At 65.6% G+C, this 22,070-nt stretch carries 26 protein-coding genes and 1 pseudogene; 10 read left to right on the top strand and 17 right to left on the bottom strand.

Going from position 1 to position 22,070, the window contains the following annotated elements:
- Positions 1 to 155: 155 nt before the first annotated feature.
- The 8 genes and pseudogenes from NVV99_RS24980 to NVV99_RS24945 form a co-directional block, all read left to right on the top strand.
- Positions 156 to 383 (top strand): annotated as a pseudogene (locus NVV99_RS24980) (tyrosine-type recombinase/integrase); the annotation flags it as partial.
- Between the two features lie 425 nt (positions 384 to 808).
- A complete protein-coding gene (locus NVV99_RS27180; RefSeq protein WP_313906266.1) occupies positions 809 to 2,908 on the top strand; it encodes a tyrosine-type recombinase/integrase in 2,100 nt (699 codons plus the stop codon).
- The gene (locus NVV99_RS24970; RefSeq protein WP_260783195.1) at positions 2,905 to 3,516 is read left to right on the top strand and encodes a DUF6262 family protein; all 612 of its coding nucleotides are present in this window, start codon (positions 2,905 to 2,907) and stop codon (positions 3,514 to 3,516) included. Before NVV99_RS27180 ends, NVV99_RS24970 begins: the two co-directional genes overlap by 4 nt.
- Before the next feature lie 96 nt (positions 3,517 to 3,612).
- Positions 3,613 to 3,990: a helix-turn-helix transcriptional regulator gene (locus tag NVV99_RS24965; protein WP_260783193.1), complete on the top strand. Its 378-nt coding sequence runs from the start codon at positions 3,613 to 3,615 to the stop codon at positions 3,988 to 3,990.
- A complete protein-coding gene (locus NVV99_RS24960) occupies positions 3,987 to 5,945 on the top strand; it encodes a cation-translocating P-type ATPase (protein WP_260783192.1) in 1,959 nt (652 codons plus the stop codon). Before NVV99_RS24965 ends, NVV99_RS24960 begins: the two co-directional genes overlap by 4 nt.
- A 138-nt stretch (positions 5,946 to 6,083) precedes the next feature.
- On the top strand, positions 6,084 to 6,386 hold the full coding sequence (locus tag NVV99_RS24955; protein ID WP_260783191.1) for a DUF3703 domain-containing protein: 303 nt from the start codon (positions 6,084 to 6,086) through the stop codon (positions 6,384 to 6,386).
- Between the two features lie 433 nt (positions 6,387 to 6,819).
- Positions 6,820 to 7,011 carry a hypothetical protein gene (locus NVV99_RS24950; protein WP_260783190.1) on the top strand — a complete coding sequence of 64 codons (192 nt, stop codon included), beginning with the start codon at positions 6,820 to 6,822 and terminating at the stop codon, positions 7,009 to 7,011.
- Positions 7,012 to 7,231: 220 nt separating this feature from the next.
- On the top strand, positions 7,232 to 7,420 hold the full coding sequence (locus NVV99_RS24945; protein ID WP_260783189.1) for a hypothetical protein: 189 nt from the start codon (positions 7,232 to 7,234) through the stop codon (positions 7,418 to 7,420).
- A gap of 127 nt (positions 7,421 to 7,547) precedes the next feature.
- Here NVV99_RS24945 and NVV99_RS24940 read toward each other — a convergent pair whose 3' ends face one another.
- From NVV99_RS24940 to NVV99_RS24915, 6 genes are all read right to left on the bottom strand, one after another.
- The gene (locus NVV99_RS24940; protein ID WP_260783188.1) at positions 7,548 to 7,820 is read right to left on the bottom strand and encodes a hypothetical protein; all 273 of its coding nucleotides are present in this window, start codon (positions 7,818 to 7,820) and stop codon (positions 7,548 to 7,550) included.
- A 12-nt stretch (positions 7,821 to 7,832) separates the two neighbouring features.
- Positions 7,833 to 9,749 carry a Fic family protein gene (locus NVV99_RS24935; RefSeq protein WP_260783187.1) on the bottom strand — a complete coding sequence of 639 codons (1,917 nt, stop codon included), beginning with the start codon at positions 9,747 to 9,749 and terminating at the stop codon, positions 7,833 to 7,835.
- Positions 9,746 to 9,979 carry a hypothetical protein gene (locus tag NVV99_RS24930; RefSeq protein WP_237211665.1) on the bottom strand — a complete coding sequence of 78 codons (234 nt, stop codon included), beginning with the start codon at positions 9,977 to 9,979 and terminating at the stop codon, positions 9,746 to 9,748. Before NVV99_RS24930 ends, NVV99_RS24935 begins: the two co-directional genes overlap by 4 nt.
- A gap of 73 nt (positions 9,980 to 10,052) precedes the next feature.
- Positions 10,053 to 10,610: a DnaB-like helicase N-terminal domain-containing protein gene (locus tag NVV99_RS24925; RefSeq protein WP_260783186.1), complete on the bottom strand. Its 558-nt coding sequence runs from the start codon at positions 10,608 to 10,610 to the stop codon at positions 10,053 to 10,055.
- Positions 10,607 to 10,879: a hypothetical protein gene (locus NVV99_RS24920; protein WP_260783185.1), complete on the bottom strand. Its 273-nt coding sequence runs from the start codon at positions 10,877 to 10,879 to the stop codon at positions 10,607 to 10,609. The genes NVV99_RS24925 and NVV99_RS24920 overlap by 4 nt, the downstream gene beginning before the upstream one ends.
- A 265-nt stretch (positions 10,880 to 11,144) precedes the next feature.
- On the bottom strand, positions 11,145 to 12,614 hold the full coding sequence (locus NVV99_RS24915; RefSeq protein WP_260783184.1) for a ParB N-terminal domain-containing protein: 1,470 nt from the start codon (positions 12,612 to 12,614) through the stop codon (positions 11,145 to 11,147).
- A gap of 357 nt (positions 12,615 to 12,971) precedes the next feature.
- On the opposite strand from NVV99_RS24915, the gene NVV99_RS24910 reads away from it, so the two are divergent.
- Positions 12,972 to 13,256 (top strand): hypothetical protein, encoded by a 285-nt coding sequence (locus NVV99_RS24910; protein ID WP_260783183.1) that lies wholly within the window; start codon positions 12,972 to 12,974, stop codon positions 13,254 to 13,256.
- Positions 13,257 to 13,682: 426 nt separating this feature from the next.
- Here the strand turns inward: NVV99_RS24910 and NVV99_RS24905 are convergent, their stop codons facing one another.
- From NVV99_RS24905 to NVV99_RS24855, 11 genes are all read right to left on the bottom strand, one after another.
- Positions 13,683 to 14,024 (bottom strand): hypothetical protein, encoded by a 342-nt coding sequence (locus NVV99_RS24905; protein WP_192379202.1) that lies wholly within the window; start codon positions 14,022 to 14,024, stop codon positions 13,683 to 13,685.
- Positions 14,021 to 14,821, bottom strand: a complete 801-nt coding sequence (locus NVV99_RS24900) for a ParA family protein (protein WP_260783181.1) — start codon at positions 14,819 to 14,821, stop codon at positions 14,021 to 14,023. Before NVV99_RS24900 ends, NVV99_RS24905 begins: the two co-directional genes overlap by 4 nt.
- Before the next feature lie 483 nt (positions 14,822 to 15,304).
- Positions 15,305 to 15,700 (bottom strand): hypothetical protein, encoded by a 396-nt coding sequence (locus tag NVV99_RS24895; protein WP_260783180.1) that lies wholly within the window; start codon positions 15,698 to 15,700, stop codon positions 15,305 to 15,307.
- A 62-nt stretch (positions 15,701 to 15,762) separates the two neighbouring features.
- Positions 15,763 to 16,704, bottom strand: a complete 942-nt coding sequence (locus NVV99_RS24890) for a DUF3560 domain-containing protein (RefSeq protein WP_260783179.1) — start codon at positions 16,702 to 16,704, stop codon at positions 15,763 to 15,765.
- A 76-nt stretch (positions 16,705 to 16,780) separates the two neighbouring features.
- A complete protein-coding gene (locus NVV99_RS24885; protein ID WP_064065084.1) occupies positions 16,781 to 16,996 on the bottom strand; it encodes a hypothetical protein in 216 nt (71 codons plus the stop codon).
- A gap of 26 nt (positions 16,997 to 17,022) precedes the next feature.
- On the bottom strand, positions 17,023 to 17,214 hold the full coding sequence (locus NVV99_RS24880) for a hypothetical protein (RefSeq protein WP_260783178.1): 192 nt from the start codon (positions 17,212 to 17,214) through the stop codon (positions 17,023 to 17,025).
- 708 nt (positions 17,215 to 17,922) lie between these two features.
- On the bottom strand, positions 17,923 to 18,786 hold the full coding sequence (locus tag NVV99_RS24875) for a DUF2637 domain-containing protein (protein ID WP_260783177.1): 864 nt from the start codon (positions 18,784 to 18,786) through the stop codon (positions 17,923 to 17,925).
- Positions 18,787 to 19,127: 341 nt separating this feature from the next.
- Positions 19,128 to 20,009: a hypothetical protein gene (locus NVV99_RS24870; protein WP_121209540.1), complete on the bottom strand. Its 882-nt coding sequence runs from the start codon at positions 20,007 to 20,009 to the stop codon at positions 19,128 to 19,130.
- Between the two features lie 282 nt (positions 20,010 to 20,291).
- Positions 20,292 to 20,564: a hypothetical protein gene (locus NVV99_RS24865; RefSeq protein WP_260783176.1), complete on the bottom strand. Its 273-nt coding sequence runs from the start codon at positions 20,562 to 20,564 to the stop codon at positions 20,292 to 20,294.
- A gap of 380 nt (positions 20,565 to 20,944) precedes the next feature.
- Positions 20,945 to 21,202: a hypothetical protein gene (locus NVV99_RS24860; RefSeq protein ID WP_102799410.1), complete on the bottom strand. Its 258-nt coding sequence runs from the start codon at positions 21,200 to 21,202 to the stop codon at positions 20,945 to 20,947.
- On the bottom strand, positions 21,199 to 21,471 hold the full coding sequence (locus tag NVV99_RS24855; protein WP_260783175.1) for a hypothetical protein: 273 nt from the start codon (positions 21,469 to 21,471) through the stop codon (positions 21,199 to 21,201). The genes NVV99_RS24860 and NVV99_RS24855 overlap by 4 nt, the downstream gene beginning before the upstream one ends.
- Positions 21,472 to 21,658: 187 nt before the next feature.
- On the opposite strand from NVV99_RS24855, the gene NVV99_RS24850 reads away from it, so the two are divergent.
- On the top strand, positions 21,659 to 22,018 hold the full coding sequence (locus NVV99_RS24850; protein WP_260783174.1) for a replication initiation protein: 360 nt from the start codon (positions 21,659 to 21,661) through the stop codon (positions 22,016 to 22,018).
- Positions 22,019 to 22,070 lie beyond the last annotated feature (52 nt).

Here is a 22,070-nt window from a genome sequence, read left to right as displayed (position 1 = left end):
ACTTGAAATCCGTCATCGTTCCGTCCGTCCAATCTCCGCCAAGCATGCTCAAGCTTCACGATTTTTGCAACAGAGCCCGCTCCGAGACTCGATGGCTGGGACGAGCGATGAGCTACCAGTCGGTGAAACGACTGATGAACCGGTGCTCACGAGCTATCGGCCACGATCTGAGCGGTCCGCACATGCTGCGCCATACTTTTGCCACCCGTCTGTTGCGCGGAATCGACTGCGACCCGGTACCGATCGATGTCGTCCAATCGCTGCTCGGGCATGCCAGCATCACATCGACCCGGATCTATACCCACGATGTCGAAACTGCGATGAAAACGGCTACCTCGGCGCTAGCGCCCCGACCCACACCGCCAATGACAGCGCCGCATTGATCGGCGCCGGCGGCGGTGCTGCGCTCTCGCTGTTGACAGAAACCGGGTCACCACCGGTCCTGACATGGCGCGAGCACCTATTGAGCCACATCGATACACACTGGCGACCGGGCGAGTACGACCATCACCGGCTGATTCTGATTCCGAGCCTGGACAATCCTCGAACGCTCCTGCGGCGCTGCCGGCGCAAGGGTTGCTTCCATGTCGTGGACGGGGTACGGCTTTGCCCGTCGTGCACCGCCGAGCACGCGGTGACCTCGGGACCCTCGCTAGAGGAGTTCTGCGCTTCTCCGCCGATCGTGCGTCGGGACACACGCACGTGCCTGGTCGGATGCGACCGCACGACCCGGCGAACCGGCCTGTGCTACGCGCATGCCAGGCACTACCGGAATTCTGCCCACAAGCACGGTCCCGACCTCGGTGTCATGGAGTGGATCGAACTCACCCGGCCGACGATTCTGGAGAAAACGCCATCATGCGCGATACCCGGCTGCAGGTACGGCCAAGTCACCGCGAAGTTATGTTCGAACCATCGAACAGCGGCACAGTACTGGCTCACTACCTGGAACGCGGCCGGCCGGACACCACACGCGGATGTGAACCTCTGGATCCAACGCTCCGCAGAACCGATCGACGAGCAGACTGGCCAGACCATGGCCACGTTACGCGCGGTGCCCTTCGGCTTGTTGGAAGAGCCTCTCCGCTTCGAGCTCGTCTACGCCCTACAACTGCGCGACACCGACGCCAGAGCCAGCCTCGACCCCCTCCATCTCCGACATATGCACCACGCCTTGCGTCGCGGCGGCGTAAGCACCCTCATCGGCTCGGATCCACTCCAAGTCGCTGAACTCACCACGTCCACACGAGCTGCGCGGGTGTTGGCCGCCGACTGCGTCCGCCGGATCGAAGCAGAACACCGCGTATGGTCCGGACGTGACGATCGGGATCCGAGGTTGATCCACTTCGCCGACCTCAACCTCACCGATCACCATCGTCCGGGTCCGAACGCTGTGGCGGATCTGAACGGCTTCACCCAGGACTGGATTGTGGACAGTGTGGCCCACTGGATGTGGAACACCCGCGCCCACACCACCACCATTTCGCGGATGCTCGGGGCATGGCGTCTCGCCGATCAAGTGCTCAGCGCGCACGACAACCCGCCGTCACGACTGAGCGCAACTGACATCGACGCCATCGTTCGAGCAATCACCGCGAAATGGCCCTCCGCGACCGAGCAACGACGCCGGATGACGATGCTCTGGACGCTCATCGAGTACGGGCACCGAGTCGACGACCTCGAGCACATCTGGAAGGACATCCCCGCACGATTCGGCCGAAACCGCACGACGCACAGGCCGAGTCCGCGCAGCGGTACCGGACGCGATGACGACGAGCCCTTCCGGTTCGTACCCCAGCCCGTCGTGGATTGGCTTATGGACCACCTCCACCTCGTCGAGCGCGACACCGATTACCGGACCATGGAGGCGCGGGCATTGCTGTTTCTGCTCGAACGCTGCGGCCGCCGGCCCGTCGAAATCTTGCATCTGCGCGACGACTGCCTGTCCTTCGACTCGTCCGGACACCCCTTTCTCGAGTGGGAGCGCCTCAAAGCCCCCCGGAGCGCGGGAAAACGGTTGCCCATCCACCGCGAGACCCATGACTTGATCCGGCAGTGGCAGCAGGTCAAAAACGAGTGCGGGATCGAATCGCAGTGGCTGTTCCCGTCGAGCAGGTATCGACATCGGGACGACCCCTATGGGACCGGATATTTGCTTTCCCGACTACGAGAGCTTGTGACCGCCGTGCTCGAGCATGCGCCGTACCCAGGCTGCGTCGAAGGTGCCGACGGAAACCTGATCGACTACGACCTGCGGACCATCGACGCTTATGCCCTACGGCACGCCTACGCGCAGCGCTACGCCGACGCGGTGGATGCGGACGGCCGGAGCACGACACCCCCCGATGTGCTGCAGGCGCTCATGGGTCACAAGTCGTTCACCACGACGATGATGTACTACGAGGTCGGCGCCAAACGCCGCAAGAAGGCACTCGCAGCCATCCCACCCCGGAGAATCGACTCCTTCGGCCGCGTCGTCGACGTCAACCCTGAGCGCGACGGTTTCACCCGAGTAGCCGTCTCCCTCGGACACTGCGAAGAACCACAGAACGTCGCGCTGGGCGGCGATGGGTGCATGCTCGCCCACGCGTGCGAAGCCTGCCCGTTCTTCCGAGTCGATCCCCTCGAACGCGATGGCATGATCGCCAAGCGAGTCGACCTGAAGGTGCACCTCGAGCGGGCGTCGGTGATCGGCGCACCCCAACACATGCTCGATCACTACCGGTCCCGAATTGACCACTGCACCAACATCATCAACGCGATCGATGACTACCTCGACGCCCTGACCGCCGAAGAGAGCGCGACGATCCGGGCAGCGCTCGACAGCATGGCCGACATCCGGCGCCGCGCCACCTCCGCACGACGAATCGACCTCCGCTACCACCTGAAAGCAGTCGACCAGCCATGACCACCCCCACAGCGATCGCCGGCCTGATCCACTACAACACCGCCAGAAGCAAGCAGAAGACGCAGGCGGTCCTCGACGCCGTCGCCGAGCTTCGCGAGAGCCCGCGGGGGCGAATCAACAAATCGATCGTCGCCAGGCACGCGGGCGTCTCCCGCGAATTCATCTACGCCCATCCCGACCTACGCCAGCTCATCGACGCCGCCGCACAGGAACTCCCACACAACAACAGATCGACCTCCTCGAAAAACGCGAACATCGACGGACTTCACGCCCAGAATCAGACGTTCGCCGCCAAGATCTCCGACCAGAAATCCGCCATGGCCCACTTGCGGTCGACGATCCAGGAACTACAAAAACAGCGGCAGTATTATCTCGGTGACGCACTCGCTCACTCGACCATCGATATCGGCGATCACCAACGCCTACAAGCGGACTATGACCGGCTTGCCGCCGAGAACATCGCACTACGGCAGCGTTCGCTCCAGCAAGACAGCCTCCTCGCAGAATGTCGCGAGGACCTCGCTGCATCCCGACGAGCACACACCGAGGACATCGCGCGCAACACTTTCACGGACGGGGCGGTCCCGCTCCACCACCGGACGGTGTGACGACTCGCCACGCCCTCACCTCCTCCAGCGACAGCGATAACGGCGAGTAGCCAACGAGAGGTTTATTCATCGTCTAAAACCGGTTATTATCGTCATATGACGATCAAAGACGCGAAGGGGTGCCTCGCCGCGACGGACACCGGATCGAACCTGGATGCGGCGGTGGCGTTGTTCCACAGCCTCTCCGACGGCACCCGACTGGCGATCGTGCGCAGCCTGGCCGACAGGGAGTCCCGAGTAGCGGACCTGGTCGGCGAGCTGGGGCTGGCACAGTCCACGGTCTCGGCCCACGTGGCGTGCCTCCGGGACTGCGGCCTGGTGCAAGGACGGCCGCAGGGCCGGCAGGTGTTCTACTCGCTGACCCGACCGGAACTGCTCGATCTACTCGCCTCGGCCGAAACCCTGCTCGCCGCCACCGGCAACGCCGTCGCGCTGTGCCCCAACTACGGCACCGACACCGGCAGGAAGCCATGAGCGACGCGTGCGGCTGCGGCCACGACGAGCCCCGCCCCGAGGGCGAGGACGACCACCAGCCCGACAAATGGTGGCAGGTCACCGAGATCCGGGTCGCCGCCCTCGCAGGCGTCCTGCTGATTGCGGCCCTGATCGTCCACCTGACCGGCGGGCCCGACGCTCTCGGGACGGGCTTCGAGGCAGTGGCGTTGATCGTCGCCGGCTACACGTTCGTTCCCTCCACACTCAAGCGCCTGGCCCGCGGCAAGATCGGGGTCGGGACCCTGATGACGATCGCCGCCGTCGGCGCGGTGCTGCTCGGCGAGGTCGGCGAAGCCGCAATGCTCGCTTTCCTGTTCGCCATCAGCGAGGGCCTCGAAGAGTACGCGGTCACCCGCACCCGCCGCGGCCTGCGCGCCCTGCTGTCGCTGGTCCCGGACACCGCCACCGTCCTCCGGGACGGACGCGAACAGACCGTGTCCCCGGCCGAGTTGATGCTCGGGGAGATCATGATCGTCAAACCCGGGGAGCGGCTCGCCACCGACGGCACCATCCGCACCGGCCGCACCGCCCTGGACACCTCCGCGATCACCGGGGAATCGGTCCCGGTCGAGGCCGGACCGGGCGACGAGGTGTTCGCCGGCTCGATCAACGGCACCGGCGTGCTCGAGGTCGAGGTCACCGCCGGCGCGCAGGACAACTCCCTGGCCAAGATCGTGAAGATCGTCGAGGCCGAGCAGTCCCGCAAGGGCGAAGCCCAGCGTCTGGCCGACAAGATCGCCACACCCCTGGTTCCGGGAGTGATGGTCGCCGCGGCGTTGATCGCCGCGATCGGCAGCATGTTCGGCAATCCGCTGGTGTGGATCGAACGCGCCCTGGTCGTGCTGGTCGCCGCGTCCCCGTGTGCGCTGGCCATCGCCATCCCGGTGACCGTGGTCGCCGCGATCGGTGCCGCCTCCAAGCTCGGCGTCCTGGTCAAGGGCGGCGCCGCCCTCGAAGAGCTCGGCCGCATCCGCACCGTCGCGCTGGACAAGACCGGCACCCTGACCCGCAACCGCCCCGAGGTCATCGACGTCGCCACCACCGGTGACGCCACCCGCGCCGAGGTGCTGGCCGTGGCCGCCGCGCTCGAAGCCCGCAGCGAACACCCCCTCGCCGCAGCGATCCTCGCCGCCGTCGACGACTACACCCCTGCTGAGGACGTCGATGCGGTCACCGGCGCCGGACTGACCGGACACGTCGGCGGCACGCCGGTACGTCTCGGTCGTCCGGGGTGGATCAACCCCGGTCCTCTGGCCGAGGATATCGAGCGGATGCAGCATGCCGGAGCCACCGCGGTGCTCATCGAGCGCGGCGGCACCCTGATCGGGGCGGTCGCGGTGCGCGACGAGCTGCGCCCCGAAGCCCGCGACGTCGTTGCTGGGCTCCGCCGCGACGGTTACACCGTGGCGATGCTCACCGGAGACAACGAGCGCACCGCACGAGCGTTGGCCGCCGACGTCGGTATCGACGACGTGCACGCCGATCTGCGTCCGGAGGACAAGGCCCGCATCGTGCACACCTTGAGCGCGTCACACCCGACGGCGATGGTCGGCGACGGCGTCAACGACGCCCCGGCCCTGGCGACTGCCGACCTGGGTATCGCAATGGGCGCGATGGGCACCGACGTGGCGATCGAGACCGCCGACGTCGCTTTGATGGGTGAGGACCTGCGACATCTGCCTCAAGCCCTGCAGCATGCCCGGCGGTCACGGACGATCATGTTGCAGAACGTCGGTCTCTCGCTCGCGATCATCACCATTTTGATGCCGCTGGCCCTGTTCGGGGTGCTCGGGTTGGCCGCTGTCGTCCTGGTGCACGAGGTCGCCGAGATCGTGGTGATCGCCAACGGGGTCCGTGCCGGCCGTGCCGGCACTCTCGCCGACCCGACACCGGGCGCGCCCGCATCGGTATCCGCGTCCGCGGCCAGCGCATGACCGGTACCCCGATCTTGAGAGCGCGGCCGCCGCGGCGACTGCTGCTCGTGTCCCTGTTCGTCGACCTTCGTACTGAAGCCAAGGAGTCCGTGCCATGACCGCGATGTCCACAATCGTCCGCGACGCCTACACGCCGAGATGACAGCCGCCCGCACCACTTCCGAGGACACCGAGCGGTGGGTGCATCTCGAGCGCGCGCACATCCTGCCCCAGCCTTATCCGTGGCCGCACACCCGCAACCACATCGCCATGCTCGCCCTCGCTCTGCGCCAACGCGACCGCCGTGAGGCCCTCGGGCAGGTGGTGCGGATCATCGTCGCGGCTCCCGGGTCCGCGCTGGGCCGTTACCCCGAGGGCAACACCGGCCGCACCCATGCCGGGCTGATGACCCCCATGCCGGTCCCGGCCGACCTCGCCGAAACTCTCGCCGCACCACAGTGATCGCCTCGGGTTCCCTCAGTCGGCACACCGCGAATTGGGCACAGCATCCACAACAACTGACGTCCCATAACTCATTAGCCAGCACAAACCGACGTGGGAGTTAGATAACGAACGGGCACAGGCTGGGACCGCACCGGGTGGTCGTGGGCTGGACACCGTGCACCTGCGCGACGACGCTGCGCCCCTCGGGAGCGACCGGACACCGCACTTATCTGTGCATCGTCTGCGAGGCGGAGATCTTCGTTCCGCCGCATACGGGGCCGCTGTTCTCCGGGGTGCGGTGGCCGCCGAGACAGACGCAGGAGCAGCCACGGCCCGACTCGTCAGGTGAGTGAGCCGGCCGGATCGCAGACAGGGCGACCCGCCAGGGTCCAGAAAATTAGCTTCGCTAAATTGTGGTTTGAACTGGGAAAACGACACGTCCCGTTCTGTCGTGTCGATCGGAGACAGAACCACCATGAAGCCCGGCGATCAGGTGAAGGTCAGCGCACGCGGCACGTGCGTGTTCACCGTCGAAGACATCGATGAGGACGCCGGCATGGCGATGATCGAGGTCAACGCCGACAGTCCGCTCACGTATCCGTGGCCGGCGCGCGTGAGCGATCTCGTGCCTGTCGAGGACTGACTCCGAGAGTCCTTCCTCCTGACGTTCGCTCTCGCTTCACCTGTTTGGTACCGATACGCGTTTCCGCTACGGTGACCGCTGCAATCACCCGAGTTCCCCGACAGGTGAGTGATTCCCTGACGGGTCGAAGGATGGTCCCCGGCGCCCCCGCCGGGGACCATCGCCTTTTCTGCTGATGGGCTGCGCGTGCAGCGGACGGCACCATGTCTACTCTCGGCGCGTGGAGGGCAGGACGCGAGCTATCGGCGATGCCGCCGATGCGATGACCGACGAGGAACTCGAGACCGCGATTGCGGCTCTACACGCCCGTGAGCGGGAACTCCTCGTCGCCGCAGACAGCGAAGCAGCGTTCGATCTGATGGGCACGAAGTTCGTGTTGTTGTCCACGCTGGAAGGTCGGCGGCGGTAGCTGACTGTTGTACGGATTCGGTTTTTTCTTCATTTCTGTCTGCTGCGGTATTCGTATAGCAGTTTGTGGAGCAGATTCGTACAGGGTTACTGCGCGGCTGACATATCCTCTCGGTGCCGTTCAGGATTCAGCGCGGCGCAGCCGCTTGTGATCGTGGGCTCACGCGGGCAACCCGGGCGCGGTAGTCGTGACCGGTGGCGCGCAGTGCGGCGGCAAGTTCCATTCGCCTGACTCCCTGTTCCATCAGCTCTGTGGCGTTGCTGTCGGTGATCGGGTGGGGCGTGCGGACGACACCGGCATAGCGGATGCGCTCTTCGAGCTCGTCCGGTTCGTGGGCCGGCTGGTCAGCGGTGCAACGCGGCTCTACGCCAGTAATAACACGGCTGCCCGACACCTTCACCCCTCCTCGGTCCTATAGCTGCGGCCCGAGGTGCAGATCGGGTGTGGGTGGTTGGTGTTCATGTATGGCCGGTGGTCGGCTGTTCGGTTGTGGTGGTGTGTGGTGGACCTGCGGTGGTCCGTGGAGGGCCTTCCCTGTTGAGAGCGAACTCTGCTCCTCCCCTACCTCGTCGGCATGCGTGAGATTCCGGTGCGGCTCGCCGTCGGCGGGATTCGGTTTCGCTGCCTTTGGGGCATCGTCGGTCCTGGTCGACATGGCGTGACGGGGTTCCTCGGCCACCTGGATTGCGGTGGTCAGCGGCTCGTAGGCCTCGTTGCGTTCCGGGGAATTCTCCAGCAGGGCGTAGCTGCGGTGGGCCAGCACATCCCAGTGCTTCTCGTACCGTTGCGCGGCGTCGACCGTGCCGAGGTCCGGGGCGGCGGCGGGAAGCTCGGTGGTGATGGCACGGGCGAGTTCGGCGGCGAAGGCTTCCCGGCCGGCAACTCGCATAGCGTCCTCGAGGACCGGGTCCGGTTCGATGCCTTCGGGGGGATCATCGTGGTAGTTCGCTGCGTGGGTGGCGGCACGGAGCGCTTCGGGGTCGATGGTGCGCCAGTCGATCGTGCGGTCGGGGCGGTCGTGGACGAGCTGGTCGGTCATGAGTACGACGGCGACCGACTGGACGCCTTCGGTTTCCTCCTGGATGGCGGCCATGTGGCGTCCGAGCTGGTGGGGGTCGGTGAGAGTGTTCTCGTCCGGGGCGGCGATCACCGGGCTGGTGTAGGCGGAGGTGTCGCTGACGATCGGCATGAAGTCGGTGTGCAGCTCACGGTGGATGACACTTGCGTGTAGTTCGCTGCCGTCCCCGGTAATTTCGCGGTGGGCGAGGTGGTCGGCGGTCCGCAGTGCCAACTCCCAGGTGATGAGGCGGCGCAGCCGGGCGGGGTCGCGCTCGTCAAAGGCATTGACCGGGGCTCCGGTGTCGTAGCGCATGGTGTTCTTGCCTGCTGCCGGGTCGAACAGGTCCTTGTAGCGGTGGTTCGGCTCGGGGAGTGCTGCGGCGGCGCGTTCGGCCGCGAGGGTGGAGGTGCCCTCAAGGATCCGGCGTACGGCGGCATCGTGTTCGGGACCGTAGTCGGTGCGTTCAGCCAGGTTCAGGCCGATGCGGATCAGGGCGTGAGCGTTGTCGAGTTCGGCTCCGCTCAAGGATCGCTCGCGGGGGCTCTCCCGGAAGGTCTGGAAGGCCGTGTAGGGACCGCTGCGATCACGGTCGTAGTCGCGCAGCATCGTCATATGGGTGGTCAAAGACAGCACTGGTCGACCTGGGGCGGGCTGGGCAGGGACGTATCCGGTGTTCGGTACGACCGCCGGGGCGAGAACGTCGGCGAGCAGTCTGGGATCTCCGGTCTCGGCGGTGATGTAGCGGGCCGCCGATAGGCCAGCGATGTCGACACGTGCGGTGTCGATCTGCCATCCGGCCCGGTCTGCGATGCGGCGGAACAGCTCGTACTGCGTCCGAGAGTTCCCGTCCGGGAAGGGATGAATCTCCGTCAAGCGTGACCAGTAATCGGCCAGACGGGTGACGAAGGTGTGATGGTCGAGTCCGGTCAGGTTGTTCTCGGCGGCGAGATCGGCGAACAGTTCGTCGACGTCGGCGGGGGTGTCCTCGGGGCTCGAGTGGGCGATCGGCAGATTGCCCTGGGTGGTGGGCACCGTTTTGTACTGGCCGGCCCACGCGTACAGGCCGTCGAAGGCTCGCCGGTGTATCTCGCGTAGGAACTCTCCGGTGAAGGTGCTCGGCGAGGGAACGTCCGCGAATTCGTACATCGCCTGCGTGAACAGGCGTTTTTCGATTCTGTCGAGTGTTGGGGTGTCGGTGATGCCGAGAAGGTTCACTCGCGTGTCGGTTCCGGGGATGTAGCCCTCGATCGGGAGCGACGAGGCGGTCATTTCTCGGGGCGCTCCCCGCGTCGGAACTCGTTGAGGATGTCCTCGCGGGTGAGTCCGGCCTCGATCTGCTCGATGATGTCTCGGGGATCTTCGCCGCCGAGGTCGCCCGCCATCGCGCAAGCGGCGCGGATGTGTTGTGCGATGGTCTCGCGTGTCACCTCCTCGCCGAAGGGGGCGAGTCGTTCACGTAGGGACGGGTTTTCGGTCGTGTCGTCGTCCATGTCGGTCATGGTCTCCCCTGTTGGTGTGGTGTGGTTCGGACGTGGGGCGGGATCGGCCGCGGATCCCCTCCCCCACTGGTGTTCACGTTGTGGCTCCGACAGTAGGCGCACCCCAGAGTCGGGCGCGTACACGCTCGAGGCGTCGGGCGGCGGCGCGCTGGACACGGCCGATGGCGACCATGTGGTCGAACAGGTCGGCTTCGGGCAGGGTTTCGGCGGCTTCGGTGATGGCGGCTCCGGCGGTGCGAAAGCTGCGGCGGTAGGCGGCGCTGATGACGGCATGGGCGTAGTAGGGCGCGGCGGTGGGATCGGCGCCGGCGGTGGTGGCGGTGGTCAGGGCGTAGGCGAGTCGGCGGCCGTGGTGACCGGCGAGCCGACCGTGGCGCTCGAGGTGGGCCAGGACCATTGCGGGGTCGTGGGGTTGGCCGGTGTTCATCAGTGCGGCGATGGCGTCGAACAGTTCGGCGTGGAGTGGCTGGTGGAAGTCGTCGGTGGTGAGCAGGTCCACGATGTCGGCGGCTGCGGCGCGGGTGGCGAACAGCAGTGCGCACAGCAGCAGGGTTTCGGTGTCGGCGTCTGGGGGCGCGAACTCGTCGGCGCTGAGGTAGCGGTCGAGATCGGTCTGGTCGGTGACGGTCATGCGCTGATCCGTTCGTCGAGGGCGTCGGCGATGTCGAGCACGGGAGTCGGGTCGGGGTGACCGATGGGCGAGTGGCCGATGGCGGCGCGAGCGATGACGCTTCCGTCGATGGTGATGGTGACTGCGCTACCGGCGGGCGCACCGTAGGCGAGCGCGAGCGTGCGCGCTGCTTCGGCGGCGTCGGAGGCGGCGGCCGCGTGGGTGAAGGTGCAGCCGGATTCGGAGCGCGCGACGGTGGGTGCGGTCAGCGTGACGGTCCAGACGATCATTGCGGCGCTCCTTCGGCTTGACGGGGTTTCCCCAGGTACTCGCCCATTGTCGCTTAATCGACATGCTTTGTGAAGTCTTTTCGATGTGTTTTACATGATTGTGTGGTTGTTTTTTGATTCTTTTCTGATAAGTAGGTGAGGGTTGTGCCGGAGCCGTCGACCGGGGTTCGATGCCCCGGTCGATGGCCATGCGTGCCGGGGGCCGGCACCCGGCTGGTGGTCTGGCCCGGTGGGCGGCCGATACGACCGCCCACCGGGAGGGGCGTTACTGCTCGTCGAGGGGGTCGAGTCCGGCGGCGCGGCGCTCGATGTCGGCGAGGGTGTAGCCCTGGGCTTCGATGGCGCGCAGGTAGAACTGCGACAGGTCGGTGGGCTTGCGCCAGTGCTCGACGCCGACCTGGGACTCGAGGGTGATGAGGATGTGGGCGCGTAGCAGGACCAGGGCGCGGGGGTCGGTGGCGCTGGCGAGCTTCGCGAGGGTGTCGGACGTGGGGAGCATCTGTTCAGCCAGGGTGCGGGCGTGATAGGCGGCGGGGATCTGGGGCCACTTCATAAGCACTGTTGCCACGAATGAGGCGGTGCCCTTGGGGGCGGTCTTGCGGGTGGTCTGCTGGGCGATCCACTTGCGGCGGACCTCGGTGGCGGCTCGCCATTCGCGGTTGTTCTCGATCACTTCGCGCCGCTGAGCTGCGCGGTCCTCGGCACTCTGTTCCTGTTCGGACTCGGCGGGGCGGGGGTGTCCCCACCAGGTGCGCCAAGGGGTGTCTTCGATATTGACGACGTGCCAGCACAGCGTGGTCTCGTGGTCTTCGACGACGTTCTCGCGAGGAATCATCCATTCCTCGCGGGCATCGCCCTCGGGTAGCTCGTCCACGATGTAGTCCGCGTCGATCTCGTCGCCGCTCTCGCGGTCGAAATAGGTGGTGCAGCTGTAGACGTACAGCCCGAGGTGTCCGAGGGCGGCGACTTCTTCGATGGCGGGCGTGTTGCCTTCTTCGTCGGTGACGCGCTCGACCAGCTGGCTGGTCCCCTCCCCCACTCTCTCGTGAAGAGCACCGAGCGGCACGGCGGCGATGGAGTGCTCTGCGAGGTACGCCTCGGCGCGGGCCAGTGCGGCGTTGCGTTCGGTGCGGCGCAACCGTTCGGCGGCGAGTGCGTGGTCGAGTCGTCCGCTGCCGATGGCCCACTCGATGCGGCGGACGGCAGCGGGATCGTCGCCGAACTCGGCGAGGGCGGCGGCTTGTTCGATGGTCAGCTCGCCTCGTTGCACAGCGTCGCGCTGCTCGGTGTCGCGCAAGGTCAGGGCCGCCTCGATCTCGGTGCGGGGCGCCTTGGTGCGACGGGCGATCTTGGTGGAGGTCAGTCCGTGGTCGGCCAGGGTCTCGAACAGGGCCAGGCGCTCGCCGTTGGTGATCGCGGCGCGGTGTTCGTTCTCGCTCCACTGTGTGACAAGCCGTTCGACGGCGGCGTCGGTGCCATCGCCTTCGTCGCCGACGATGAGGGCGGGGATCTGGGTCAGCCCGGCCTCGAGGGCTGCGGCGGTACGGCGATGGCCGGTGAGCACGCGCAGGGGTCCGGCGGCGGTGCGGCACACAGTGACGGGGGTCAGAACCCCCTGCTCTGCGATCGACTCGCGGAAGGCATCGGTCAGGCGCAGGTCATGGCGGATGTTGGAGTCGGTGAGCAGGTCAGCGGGGTCGACGGTGGCGAATTCGGCGGCGCTTCCGTTGTTCATGACTCAATTTTACATCTGTTTTGATGCTTTTTCGATGATTATTTGATTCTTTTCTCGTGCTTTTCCAGTGGCTGTTGTCACACTTTTTGCGCTCTGAGCTGGGGTTTTCCGTGAAACGACAACGGCCCCGCCGGGGCGGGGCCGTTGGTTTAACCTTCTGTGCGGTCGTGAATGGGCAGGCTCATGGATCGGTGGCCGAGGTACCGCTCGGACAGCTCGCCCAGTCTCGAGTCGGAGGTTCCGGCGTAGTTACCTCCGAACATCACCACTCGTCCCGCCTCGGTGAGTTCGTACCGACAACGGTCGGCGTTCCATTCGACTCCGACCAGAGCGGCACAGCTGCCCTTCGATGAAGGCGTGGCGTCGAATCCGTACGGCGACGGTGGGGCTGATCTGCTCGCGACCGCCGGCGTGGCTTCGCACTCCGTGGGGGGTGCAGCCGGATGGCAGGGGCGTGATGCGGCCCGTGCGGGCGCGGCGCTCGTCGAGGACGCCGACCAGAAGAAGAGTGTCGGCGGCGGCGCTGATACCGCCGTTGGTGCAGTCGCCGAGGCGGTGGGCGCGGTAGACATCGAGCAGGAGACCGGCGGGGCGATGGTCGTTCTCGTTGTTGTGCATGCCTTTAGTTTACATCTGTTTTGATGATTTTTCGATGATTTGTTGGTGATTTTCCGGTGCTTTTCTGGTGATGCTAGTCACACGTTTTTAGGCTCTGAACTGCGGTTTTGCGGGTGTAGCGGGGTGGTTCGGTGGCGGTGGTGGAGCAGGTACCTCGGTCGGTCGGTGCTGCCCTGGTGAACCGGGCGCGGCGGCTGCCGGGCAAGGGCGGGTTTTCCCTTGCTCGGTGGTCGGCGGGTCCGGTAGGGCCGTGCGGGGTGACCGACCGCGGTGCACGCGGAGCAGTGGGAACCTTGGGAGGGAGGGACAGGGGTCCGGGGGCGGAGCCCCTGGGGATCGGTAGAGCGATGTGGGTCGGGCCGGGAGTTTCTGTACCCGTAGGCGGGGCCCGCGTAGACCGAAGGCCCCGACCAGGAGGTCGGGGCCTTCAACGGTTGGACTGTGGGGCGGTCAGTCCTCGTCGGTGCTGTCGTTCTTGCTGCCTCGGGCTTTGCGTCGGCGTACCTTCTCCACATCGGGGAAGGGCTCGCCGCCGTTGTATTCCTCTTCGAGCTTGTGGGTGTACTCGGCGATGGCGGCCTCGATGAAGCTGTTGAGACTGCCGTGTGCGCCGGGGTAGACACCGCGCAGACCCTTTTGAGCGTTGGTCGCAGCGTCAATGACGGATTCGGCGAGGGTGAACGTGCGCCGGGTCAAGGCGGGCTGCTGCACGATCTTCTTCGGTGCTGCGGCCCGTACCGGGACGTTCTCGTCGGGAGCTTCGGCGTCGAACATGCTGCGGATGTCGCTCATGACTTCTTCCTTTGAGTAATGGTGGCGGCCAGGTCGTCATAGACCCAGACGTGACGCCAACCGTCCTTCGTGTCCGCGAGGGATACCCCGTCGTTGACGGCCCTCTTGATCGGCTCGGCGGATTGGACGCTGCCCAGGACAGGGATGCCGGCCTCGGTGAACTGGGTTGTCCAGGCGCGAGCGAGGACCGTTCCGGACTGCACCTTGTTGAGGATGGTGCCGCGGACCCACAGATTGCCGTTGTGCCGCTTCTTGATGCTCTGGGCGTACGAGGTCACGCCCTGCATGGCCGCGATGCTGAAGTCATGCGCTTCGTTGAGGACGATGAGCTGGTCAGCGGCCACGAGCGCGCACATCTCGAGGGCATTTCGCGTGGGGGAGCAGTCGATGAGGATGTAGTCGTAGCGGTCACGGATCGGCTCGAGTGATTCCCGCAGGACGTGAGGGCCTTCGATGGGATCGTTCGTGATGTTCTTCTCGGCGCCGATGAGGTGGGCTGCGTTCGCTGGGGCGGCGATGAGGTCGACGCCGGGGCGCACTGCGTCGAGGATCGCCTCGGCAGCAAGCTTTCGGGTCTCCGGGTCTATATCGACGATGTGGTCGGCGGTCACCTTCGCTGCGGCGCGGAGGTCGGGCTGCAACTTGGTGAGGGTGTGGGTGAGGTTGCCGGAGGGATCAAGGTCGACCAGGAGCACCTTCGCGCCGGCACGAGCGAGGGCTTCACCGACGTTGAGCACGGTGGTGGTCTTGCCCACCCCGCCCTTCTCGTTGCCGATCAGAATGATTTTCGAACTCATGTCCTCCCTTTCTTGATGCAAGAATACATCATTTCTGATTCATAAACCGTGCTCTTCTGGTTCTTATCGGATGACGGTTTCGTGACTGGCGCGGACTGTGTGGCGTTGCATCTGTTCAGGTGCGGTTTCCATGTCAATGGTGGATGGAACGGCGAGGGCCAGGGCTCGATGCCCTGGCCCTCGGCCACCGCTGCCACTGAGGGTGGGGTGGTGGGATGACTCTGGTTGCGTTCGCAGGGTTTCCAGTCCTGGCGGCTGGTGCGTGGCGCTAGCGAACATCCAACACTCTCGATGGCGGTCGTGCACAGGGGGCCGCTGGGATTCGCGCCGGCTCGTGGTCGGCGGTGGGGTCTGTGCGGCGCAGCCGCTCCTTCGGATTCGGTTTTCGGCCGGCCTCGCGGTGGCGGCAGACCGTAGGGGTGGGGCGGATATGGCGGCGGCCCGAGCCGGGGGCCGTGAAGGGCGTCCGGCTCGGGCCGTGTGTCAGCGGATCTCGCGGCACTGTCGGCATTCCCACCCTTGGGGGCGGAGAAGGCAGGTTCGTCGTTCTTCGCAGAGCCAGCAGGTCTGGTTGGCTTTTTCGGCTTCGCCGCGTTCCTGCGCTGCGGCTTTTTCGTGTTCGGCTGTGCGGCGTTCTCGCTCGGTGTCCAGATCGTTGTGCTGGGCCGCGGTGGGTAGTGCGCGCATCATGCGGTAGGCAGCGGCGGTGCCTGCGTCTCGTTCTGCGAGGTCGGCGGCGGTGTAGCTCGGGGGTCGGTCGGCTTCGTGCAGCATGGGTCCGAAGATCGTGCGGCAGGTCTGGCAGGGGGTGAGTTCGTCGGTGACGGGCTGTGTGCATCCGGGGATGATGCACTCGGCGAACAGGGATTGGGCGGTCATGGCGTCCTCGCGGCGAGTGGGAACCGGCGGCCGCGAGAGGGTCGCGGCCGCCGGATTGTGGGTTACTGACCTGGGCGGATGGGGGTGTGGGCGTCCTCGGCGCGGGCGTCGGTGATCTTGTCGTAGGGCAGTCGGTCGGTCCAGCTGTAGGCGGTGGCGACGGTGACCGACTTTGCGTTGACTCGGATCACCTTGTGCCAGGTGCCGGAGCAGTTGACGAAGCATCCGGGGCGTAGGTCGGCGCGGCTGTAGAGCGTGGGGCCGTCGGTGGCGTCCTGTTCGGCGCGTACTGCGGTCCAGTATTCGATGTCGCGCTCGAGTTCGGCTTTGTTGAGTTCGAGCTGGTGCATGTGGCTGCTGGTCTCGACGGTGTGTCCGGCAGCGCGGTACTTGGTGAGGTGACGTTCGATGCTGCGTAGTTCGGCGCTCTGTCGTTCGATGCGGCGGTGGATCACTGCGGGGGTGTAGCGGTGATCGGTGCTGCGGGCGGCGATGCGGGCGGATTCGGCGGCTGAGCGGGCGGCGGCGTCGGCTTCGATCGCGGCGCGGGCGGTGGTGTGGGCGCGGTCGAGGGCGCGGCGGTGGCGTCGTTCGCTGTGATGTCCCACTTTGATGGGTTCTCCGCCTTCGGGCAGTGCGGCACAGGCGTGGTCGTGGCGTGCGTGGGCGGCGTCGGCGGCGGTGGCCTTGCGTTCGGCCTTGGCTGCGAGGGCGGCGGCGCGGTCGGTCAGACGCTCGTTGCGGTTGTGGTGGGCGTCGGTGCCGTCGCGGAGGGTGGTGTCGATGTCGGTTTCGACGTCGTATCCGGCGGCGCGCAGGGCGGCGGCGGTGTGTTCGATGCGGGCGAGGTGGGGGGCGCGGTCGCGGCTGTGCGGGATGTACCAGGCGGTGATGCTGCGTCCCCATTTCCAACCTGCGGTTTTGAGGATCGGGGCGGTGCCGTCGCCTTTGCTGGTGCCGTCGATGGTCGTGCCCTCTGTGGGGGTGTGCGTGATGGTGAGCATGTGCGCGTTTCCTGTTCGGGTCGGTAGTGCGCGCCGGCGGGAAGTCGCGGTGACTCCCCACCGGCGCGGAGGTGGATCAGTACTCGGCGGTGAAGACCGGCCAGTGGGGGCCGGGGCGGGTGGTCCAGCGGAGGATCGGCCGCCAGTAGGTGGTGGTCCGGTAGGCGCGTTCCTCGTGGTGGGGGCACATGACCCACTCGCCGTCGGTGTGGGTGGCTTCGGTGGTGCAGCCGTTGTAGTCGCACCACTGGTCGGGAAGCTCGAGTGTCTGGACGGGGGCGGGAGTGGTCATCGCATCTTTCCTTCCGGGGTGGTCGGTCAGCTGAGGCCGGATTCGATTGCGGCGCTGATTTCGTCCTCGGTCATGCCTGCGGCACGGGCGGTGGCCTTGGTGTCGCGGGACTCGGCCAGGACTACGGAGATGTCCTTGCCGGTCGAGATGTTCTCGAGCAGGGCATCGATGTCGCGGCCGAGGTTGTGGAGCTTCGCGGTGATCTCTTCCTTGTTCATGCCTTTAGTTTACATCCGTTTTGATGCGTTTTCGATGTTTTGTTGGTGCTTTTTCGGTGCTTTTCTGGTGATGATGATCACACGTTTTTAGCTCTGACCTGCGGCTTTTGCGGGTGTATCGGGGTGGTTCGGTGGCGGTGGTGGAGGGGGTACCTCGGTCGGTCGGTGCGGCCTGGTGAACCGGGCGCGGTGACTGCCGGGCAAGGGCGGGTTTTCCCTTGCTCGGTGGTCGGCGGGTCCGGTAGGGCCGTGTGTGGGCGACCGGGCGCGGTGCACGCGGAGCAGCGGGAACCTTGGGAGGGAGGGACAGGGGTCCGGGGGCGGAGCCCCCGGGATCGATAGAGCCGACACACGGCAGACGAGCCGGGGCACACTCCTAGCCAGGGCGAGGGGGCACCGTCCGCCGGCCGCGGGAGCATACGTTTACCGACCCCGAGACCAACGAGGCAAAAATCCGACTGCCACACCGACCCTCGAACACACTGCTCGTCGACACCCGAGACGACCCGAAGGGGGTCCGGGGGCGGATCGCCCCTGGTCAACGCCGAAAACGCGACTCGGCGCACCGAACCGGGGGACGATTCCCGAGTTCGATGCGCCGAGGTGAGACTGACAGGCATCAGACGTGGACGTTTTTTGATGTCGGTCTGATTTTTGTTGATTCAGATTTGAAGCTGAAAAGTCGCTTTTCCGATGTCGTTGTGATGCTCAGATGGTGACGGAGGTGTCGGCCTCGGAGAGCCAGCGGTAAACGGTGGCGACGGAGCGGTCGACTTCTTGGGCGATGACGGGCACCTCCACTCCGGCCTGGCGTCGGGCGAGTGCCCATTCGCGACGCTCTTCGTGGGAGTGGAAGGTCGGGATGGCGTTGGTGTCGAGGTGGGTGCCGGGCAGGTGGGGCAGTGGCACCTCGAGCTGTCGGGCGAGAGCGTCAGCGGTCGCGATGCGAGTCGACCGCGCGACCGGAGTCTCGCTCGCGGTCTCGGCGGCGGCACGGTTCTCGGTGATGGTCGTGACGTGAGTCTTGGGTGCGGTCGCGTTCTCGTGTGCGGTCTCACGGCGCGGCTGTGTCGCGGGCGCGGATTCGATGTGAGTCTCGGCGGGGTTCTCGGTGGGTGCGGCGGTGCGACGGCCGAGAACGGTCAGCGCGTGGGTGGAGGCGAGCAGTGAGATCGGCGGGAGTGTGGCGATCACGGCGGCGAGAACGGAGTTGAAGCCGGGGGTCGTGGTGAGAACGGCGTGGATCGCGTTTCCTGCGATCGAGACGGTGGCGGCGCCGATGAGAATCTTCCAGAAGAATCGTCGCGCCCGGTGGTCGTGCCGTCGGGAGACGACTCCCATCGTTGCTTGCAGGATCGTTCCGTCGACGATGACGGGGAACAGGAAGGCGATCTCTCTCGGTTGGCCGGCCTGGATGCACAGGTCTCGCAGTGCGAGGAAGCTGAGAATGAACGCGGCCGCCCCGATTCCTACGGTGATGGTCACGCCTGCGAACCACATGGATCCGCTGACGGCTGTCACATCCTCGGGCACTGAGGCGTTCTTGTTCTTGTGTCGCTTCGTCCACTTCATAGTTCCCATAGTAACAATGAGAACCATGATATGAGAAGGGGTTTCTCAGATGAGAGTCGCAGGTCACGACCGGATCGAGTCGGCAAGGTGAGATGAGAGACGACTGCGCCCTGGCGGGTTCTCGGGGGAGCCGGTCGGGGCGCGTGATGGTTCTTATCGTTCGGGTCGGCGTCTCGCGATGTCGCAGGACCGTCGCTTCGAGTGACGCTGTTTGATCTGTTGATGACCGTGATGCGGGTGCTTTGCGTAAGAAGGTAGCCGGCTTGGCCCGCGACTGACTGGATGCTGCACGTCTCAGAATGCTCCGTGGTAAGCCACCCGTAGATACGCTCCGATGTCGGTCAGAGGGGGCAGACGCACTCGCTCCCACCCAGGGCCGGTGATGCGGCAGCACGTTCGAACAGCATCGACACCAGGCCGGCAGCGAACTGGTCCGGCTCCCGAATATCCATCATGCCGCCCGGAAGAAAGAACCGGCCGACGCGCATCTGCTCGTCGGTGGGGAACTGCATCTCGAGACGGTAGCAGCGACGGAACCGGGTCCGGAGGAAGGTGAACGCGACGGTGGTCTCGCGGACCCATTCGAGCGCAAGTGGACGGAGATCATCGCGGATCACCCCTTTCCTGGACAACGCGGCCTGGGCGGCGGCGAACGAGGCCCCGAGCCCGGAATCCTCCGGTGGCGGCTGGAGGCGAAGATCCCAGTAGGTGCCGCGGTGATCCATGTGCGGCTGATAGAACCGGTTGTTGAGCGAGCGGTACTCCTCGACGAGACGGTCCGACTCGACCGTGCTCCGGTACACGATGTAACTGCCCGGGTGGTGGCTGGCCCGCTTCTGCCAGTCGAAGTCCGGTGGAGCGTCGATCTGCGTGTTTTCGGCCGAGAAGAACACTGCCACCTCGAAACGCCGATCAGCACGGTCGCGATCGGGGGCATAGAGGTAGAGCGGTCCGAGACTCACCGGTGCCGTGGACCGAACCACATGAACGGCCTCGAGGGGCCTCAGTGCGGTGCCGAAGATATGGAACCGCACCATGCGGTTTCTGTGTGCGGGGATGAAGGTTCCGTCGTCGTCGACGAACCGGTAGTCCACCCACACGGTCACCGGCCGGCCCGCGACCTCGACCGCATACCCGTGTGTGGGGGGACTGAGACGGCCGTCGAGGATCGCATGCACGTCGATTCCGTCATCACCGACGGGAATCGGATCACGCTCAGACATGGCTTCGGTTCCGACAGCATCGACCGAATGACGAGACCCACGGGTGATAATTCGTCACGAGCATTTGCTCCTGGGGACTCCGCATCAGGCGAAGAGATGGATCTTACCTCCCGCAGATATCGCGTTGCCTGCTGAATCGACACCCACGTAGGTGGGTCTGTACGGCTTCTTCTGGCCTCTCTTGCCACTGGCATGGCTCGTCGCTGGGGTCGCGTCGTTGGCGAAGCCCCTTCCCAGTGGATCGACCCGCGGCAGCTGCCAATACGGGTAGCTCAGGAAGGGTCAGTTCGCGGCGATCAGGCCGAAGACTCCGACGACGAACCCCATGAGGCCGCAGTAGAGGAAGAAGCCAGCGCCGAGCCTGTTCTTCTCTTGCCGTTCCCTCTTGGTCACGCTTTTTCGCCGCATGTACTCGCATGCTCCGAAGCAGATGAGCGCCGCGATGATCAGTAGCCACCACAGACCCGTGAGACCTCCGGCGAGGTTGCGGACGGGTTCGGGTGGGCCGTCGAAGCCGAGGTAGGTGGTTTGGGCGTAGAGGTGGGGTTCGTTCACGTCGGTGGCGGTCCTTTTCTCAGGCTCGGTCAGTCGGTGGTCGGCACTGTGTCACGCGGCACCGACTGATCTTGGTGTGTCGTGGTGCGCCCCGCTATCGGCTCGACGGTGAGAACGGCGACCGCTACGACGAGAACGACGGCGGCAACTGTCATTCGGCCAGCTACGGGATGGGTGTTGTTTGTGCTGGTGGGAGCGTTATCGTCGCGGGTTCTCGCGCACACTCGCATGGGTGCTCGAGGGGTCTCTGTACTGCTGCCTAATGTCAGGGATTCCATAGTAATAATGGGTTATATGAGGCGTGAGAGTCCCACTGGGGAGTGAGAATGGGTGGTTCTCATCGTGTCCTCAACGCATGAGGATGTGCGACTGAGAACCGGTCAGGTGCGATTCCAGCGGCCGACGCCGGTCTGGGCGGTGGACTTGACTTCCCCGGTGGCCGGGGCGTCCCAGCTGTGGCCGTTGTTGTGTTCGGCTTCGAGTCGTTCGATTGTCTCGAGGACGGCGGTCTCGAGGAATTCGCTGAAGGTGCTCGGCGGGAGGACTGCGCGGGTGCCGAGGTAGGCAGCGCGGATGCGTTCGGCCTGGTCGGTGTGGAACCCGAGTTTGGGGCGCGGTGTGCGTGACGCCTCGGTCATTGCTGGTCCTGTTCTCCTGGGCGGCCGGGGGCGTTGCGTCCGACGCCGGTCTGGGAGAGGGATTTGAGTTCGCCGCGGCTGGGGGTGCGCCAGGGCCGGCCGTCGTTGTGTTCGGCTTCGAGACGTTCGGTGGCCTCGACCAGCAGGTCGGCGATGAACTCGCTGAGGGTGGCCGGGGGCAGGATGGCGCGGGTGCCGACGTAGGCGGCGCGAATCCGGTCGGCGTCGGCTTCGGTGATGTCGAAGGCCATGCGCTTCTTCCCGGTCATGGTTCTCATCGTAACTTCGGTACGTGAAGCACAGCCTCTGCCACGAGTGGACATGTTCGAGGGTTCGAAAGGGAGAAGGCGGGGCGGATACCTGATATGGCTTGGCATGACCTACCCGAATAATCTCTGTATATGGCTCGGCGTGTCCTACCCGAATACTCGATCTTGGTAGTGCACAGTACTCGGCATGGAAACGGCGGGGGAGTCCCTTCTCACGGACGAGCAGTGGGGAAACGAGGTGCTCCTGCCGCATCGGCCGTTCGCGACGAACCAACTCGAGCACGGTCAGTACCGAATGAGCCGTGACCAGGCATTGATGATGCGCTACATCCAGCACTCTCCACACGCGTTGCTCGGATCGATCGTCATCGACTGTGACCACCCCGATGCGGCGATGCGGGCGTTCGAGAAACCGTCGGATCATCCGACGCCGAGCTGGGTCGCGCAGTCTCCCTCCGGGCGGGCGCACCTGGGTTGGTGGCTGGGCGACCATCGAGTCTGCCGTACCGACTCGGCGCGGTTAGTAGTGCCCCATAGAGTGGTGTAACCCGGTGACCAGCACCACAACCGACAGCGTGTCGCTGCTGGACGTGAAACGG

The sequence above is a fragment of the Rhodococcus sp. PAE-6 genome (assembly GCF_025290685.1).
Classification (GTDB): Bacteria; Actinomycetota; Actinomycetes; order Mycobacteriales; family Mycobacteriaceae; genus Rhodococcus; species Rhodococcus pyridinivorans.
The sequence above is the reverse complement of the archived record's forward strand: the minus strand, read 5'-3'. Positions and strand labels throughout refer to the sequence as shown.

Bases quoted from the DNA above. Each gene is read 5' to 3' on its own strand.
- NVV99_RS24930 (WP_237211665.1), bottom strand. From the start codon at position 9,979: ATGACCGACATGGACGACGACACGACCGAAAACCCGTCCCTACGTGAA.
- NVV99_RS24935 (WP_260783187.1), bottom strand. From the start codon at position 9,749: ATGACCGCCTCGTCGCTCCCGATCGAGGGCTACATCCCCGGAACCGAC.
- NVV99_RS24880 (WP_260783178.1), bottom strand. From the start codon at position 17,214: ATGAACAAGGAAGAGATCACCGCGAAGCTCCACAACCTCGGCCGCGAC.
- NVV99_RS24905 (WP_192379202.1), bottom strand. From the start codon at position 14,024: ATGAGCGACATCCGCAGCATGTTCGACGCCGAAGCTCCCGACGAGAAC.
- NVV99_RS24955 (WP_260783191.1), top strand. From the start codon at position 6,084: ATGACAGCCGCCCGCACCACTTCCGAGGACACCGAGCGGTGGGTGCAT.
- NVV99_RS24920 (WP_260783185.1), bottom strand. From the start codon at position 10,879: ATGATCGTCTGGACCGTCACGCTGACCGCACCCACCGTCGCGCGCTCC.
- NVV99_RS24875 (WP_260783177.1), bottom strand. From the start codon at position 18,786: ATGAAGTGGACGAAGCGACACAAGAACAAGAACGCCTCAGTGCCCGAG.
- NVV99_RS24895 (WP_260783180.1), bottom strand. From the start codon at position 15,700: ATGACCGCCCAATCCCTGTTCGCCGAGTGCATCATCCCCGGATGCACA.
- NVV99_RS24890 (WP_260783179.1), bottom strand. From the start codon at position 16,704: ATGCTCACCATCACGCACACCCCCACAGAGGGCACGACCATCGACGGC.
- NVV99_RS24965 (WP_260783193.1), top strand. From the start codon at position 3,613: ATGACGATCAAAGACGCGAAGGGGTGCCTCGCCGCGACGGACACCGGA.
- NVV99_RS24960 (WP_260783192.1), top strand. From the start codon at position 3,987: ATGAGCGACGCGTGCGGCTGCGGCCACGACGAGCCCCGCCCCGAGGGC.
- NVV99_RS24870 (WP_121209540.1), bottom strand. From the start codon at position 20,009: ATGTCTGAGCGTGATCCGATTCCCGTCGGTGATGACGGAATCGACGTG.
- NVV99_RS24925 (WP_260783186.1), bottom strand. From the start codon at position 10,610: ATGACCGTCACCGACCAGACCGATCTCGACCGCTACCTCAGCGCCGAC.
- NVV99_RS24970 (WP_260783195.1), top strand. From the start codon at position 2,905: ATGACCACCCCCACAGCGATCGCCGGCCTGATCCACTACAACACCGCC.
- NVV99_RS24915 (WP_260783184.1), bottom strand. From the start codon at position 12,614: ATGAACAACGGAAGCGCCGCCGAATTCGCCACCGTCGACCCCGCTGAC.
- NVV99_RS24860 (WP_102799410.1), bottom strand. From the start codon at position 21,202: ATGACCGAGGCGTCACGCACACCGCGCCCCAAACTCGGGTTCCACACC.
- NVV99_RS24885 (WP_064065084.1), bottom strand. From the start codon at position 16,996: ATGACCACTCCCGCCCCCGTCCAGACACTCGAGCTTCCCGACCAGTGG.
- NVV99_RS24900 (WP_260783181.1), bottom strand. From the start codon at position 14,821: ATGAGTTCGAAAATCATTCTGATCGGCAACGAGAAGGGCGGGGTGGGC.
- NVV99_RS24855 (WP_260783175.1), bottom strand. From the start codon at position 21,471: ATGACCGGGAAGAAGCGCATGGCCTTCGACATCACCGAAGCCGACGCC.
- NVV99_RS24850 (WP_260783174.1), top strand. From the start codon at position 21,659: ATGGAAACGGCGGGGGAGTCCCTTCTCACGGACGAGCAGTGGGGAAAC.
- NVV99_RS27180 (WP_313906266.1), top strand. From the start codon at position 809: ATGGAGTGGATCGAACTCACCCGGCCGACGATTCTGGAGAAAACGCCA.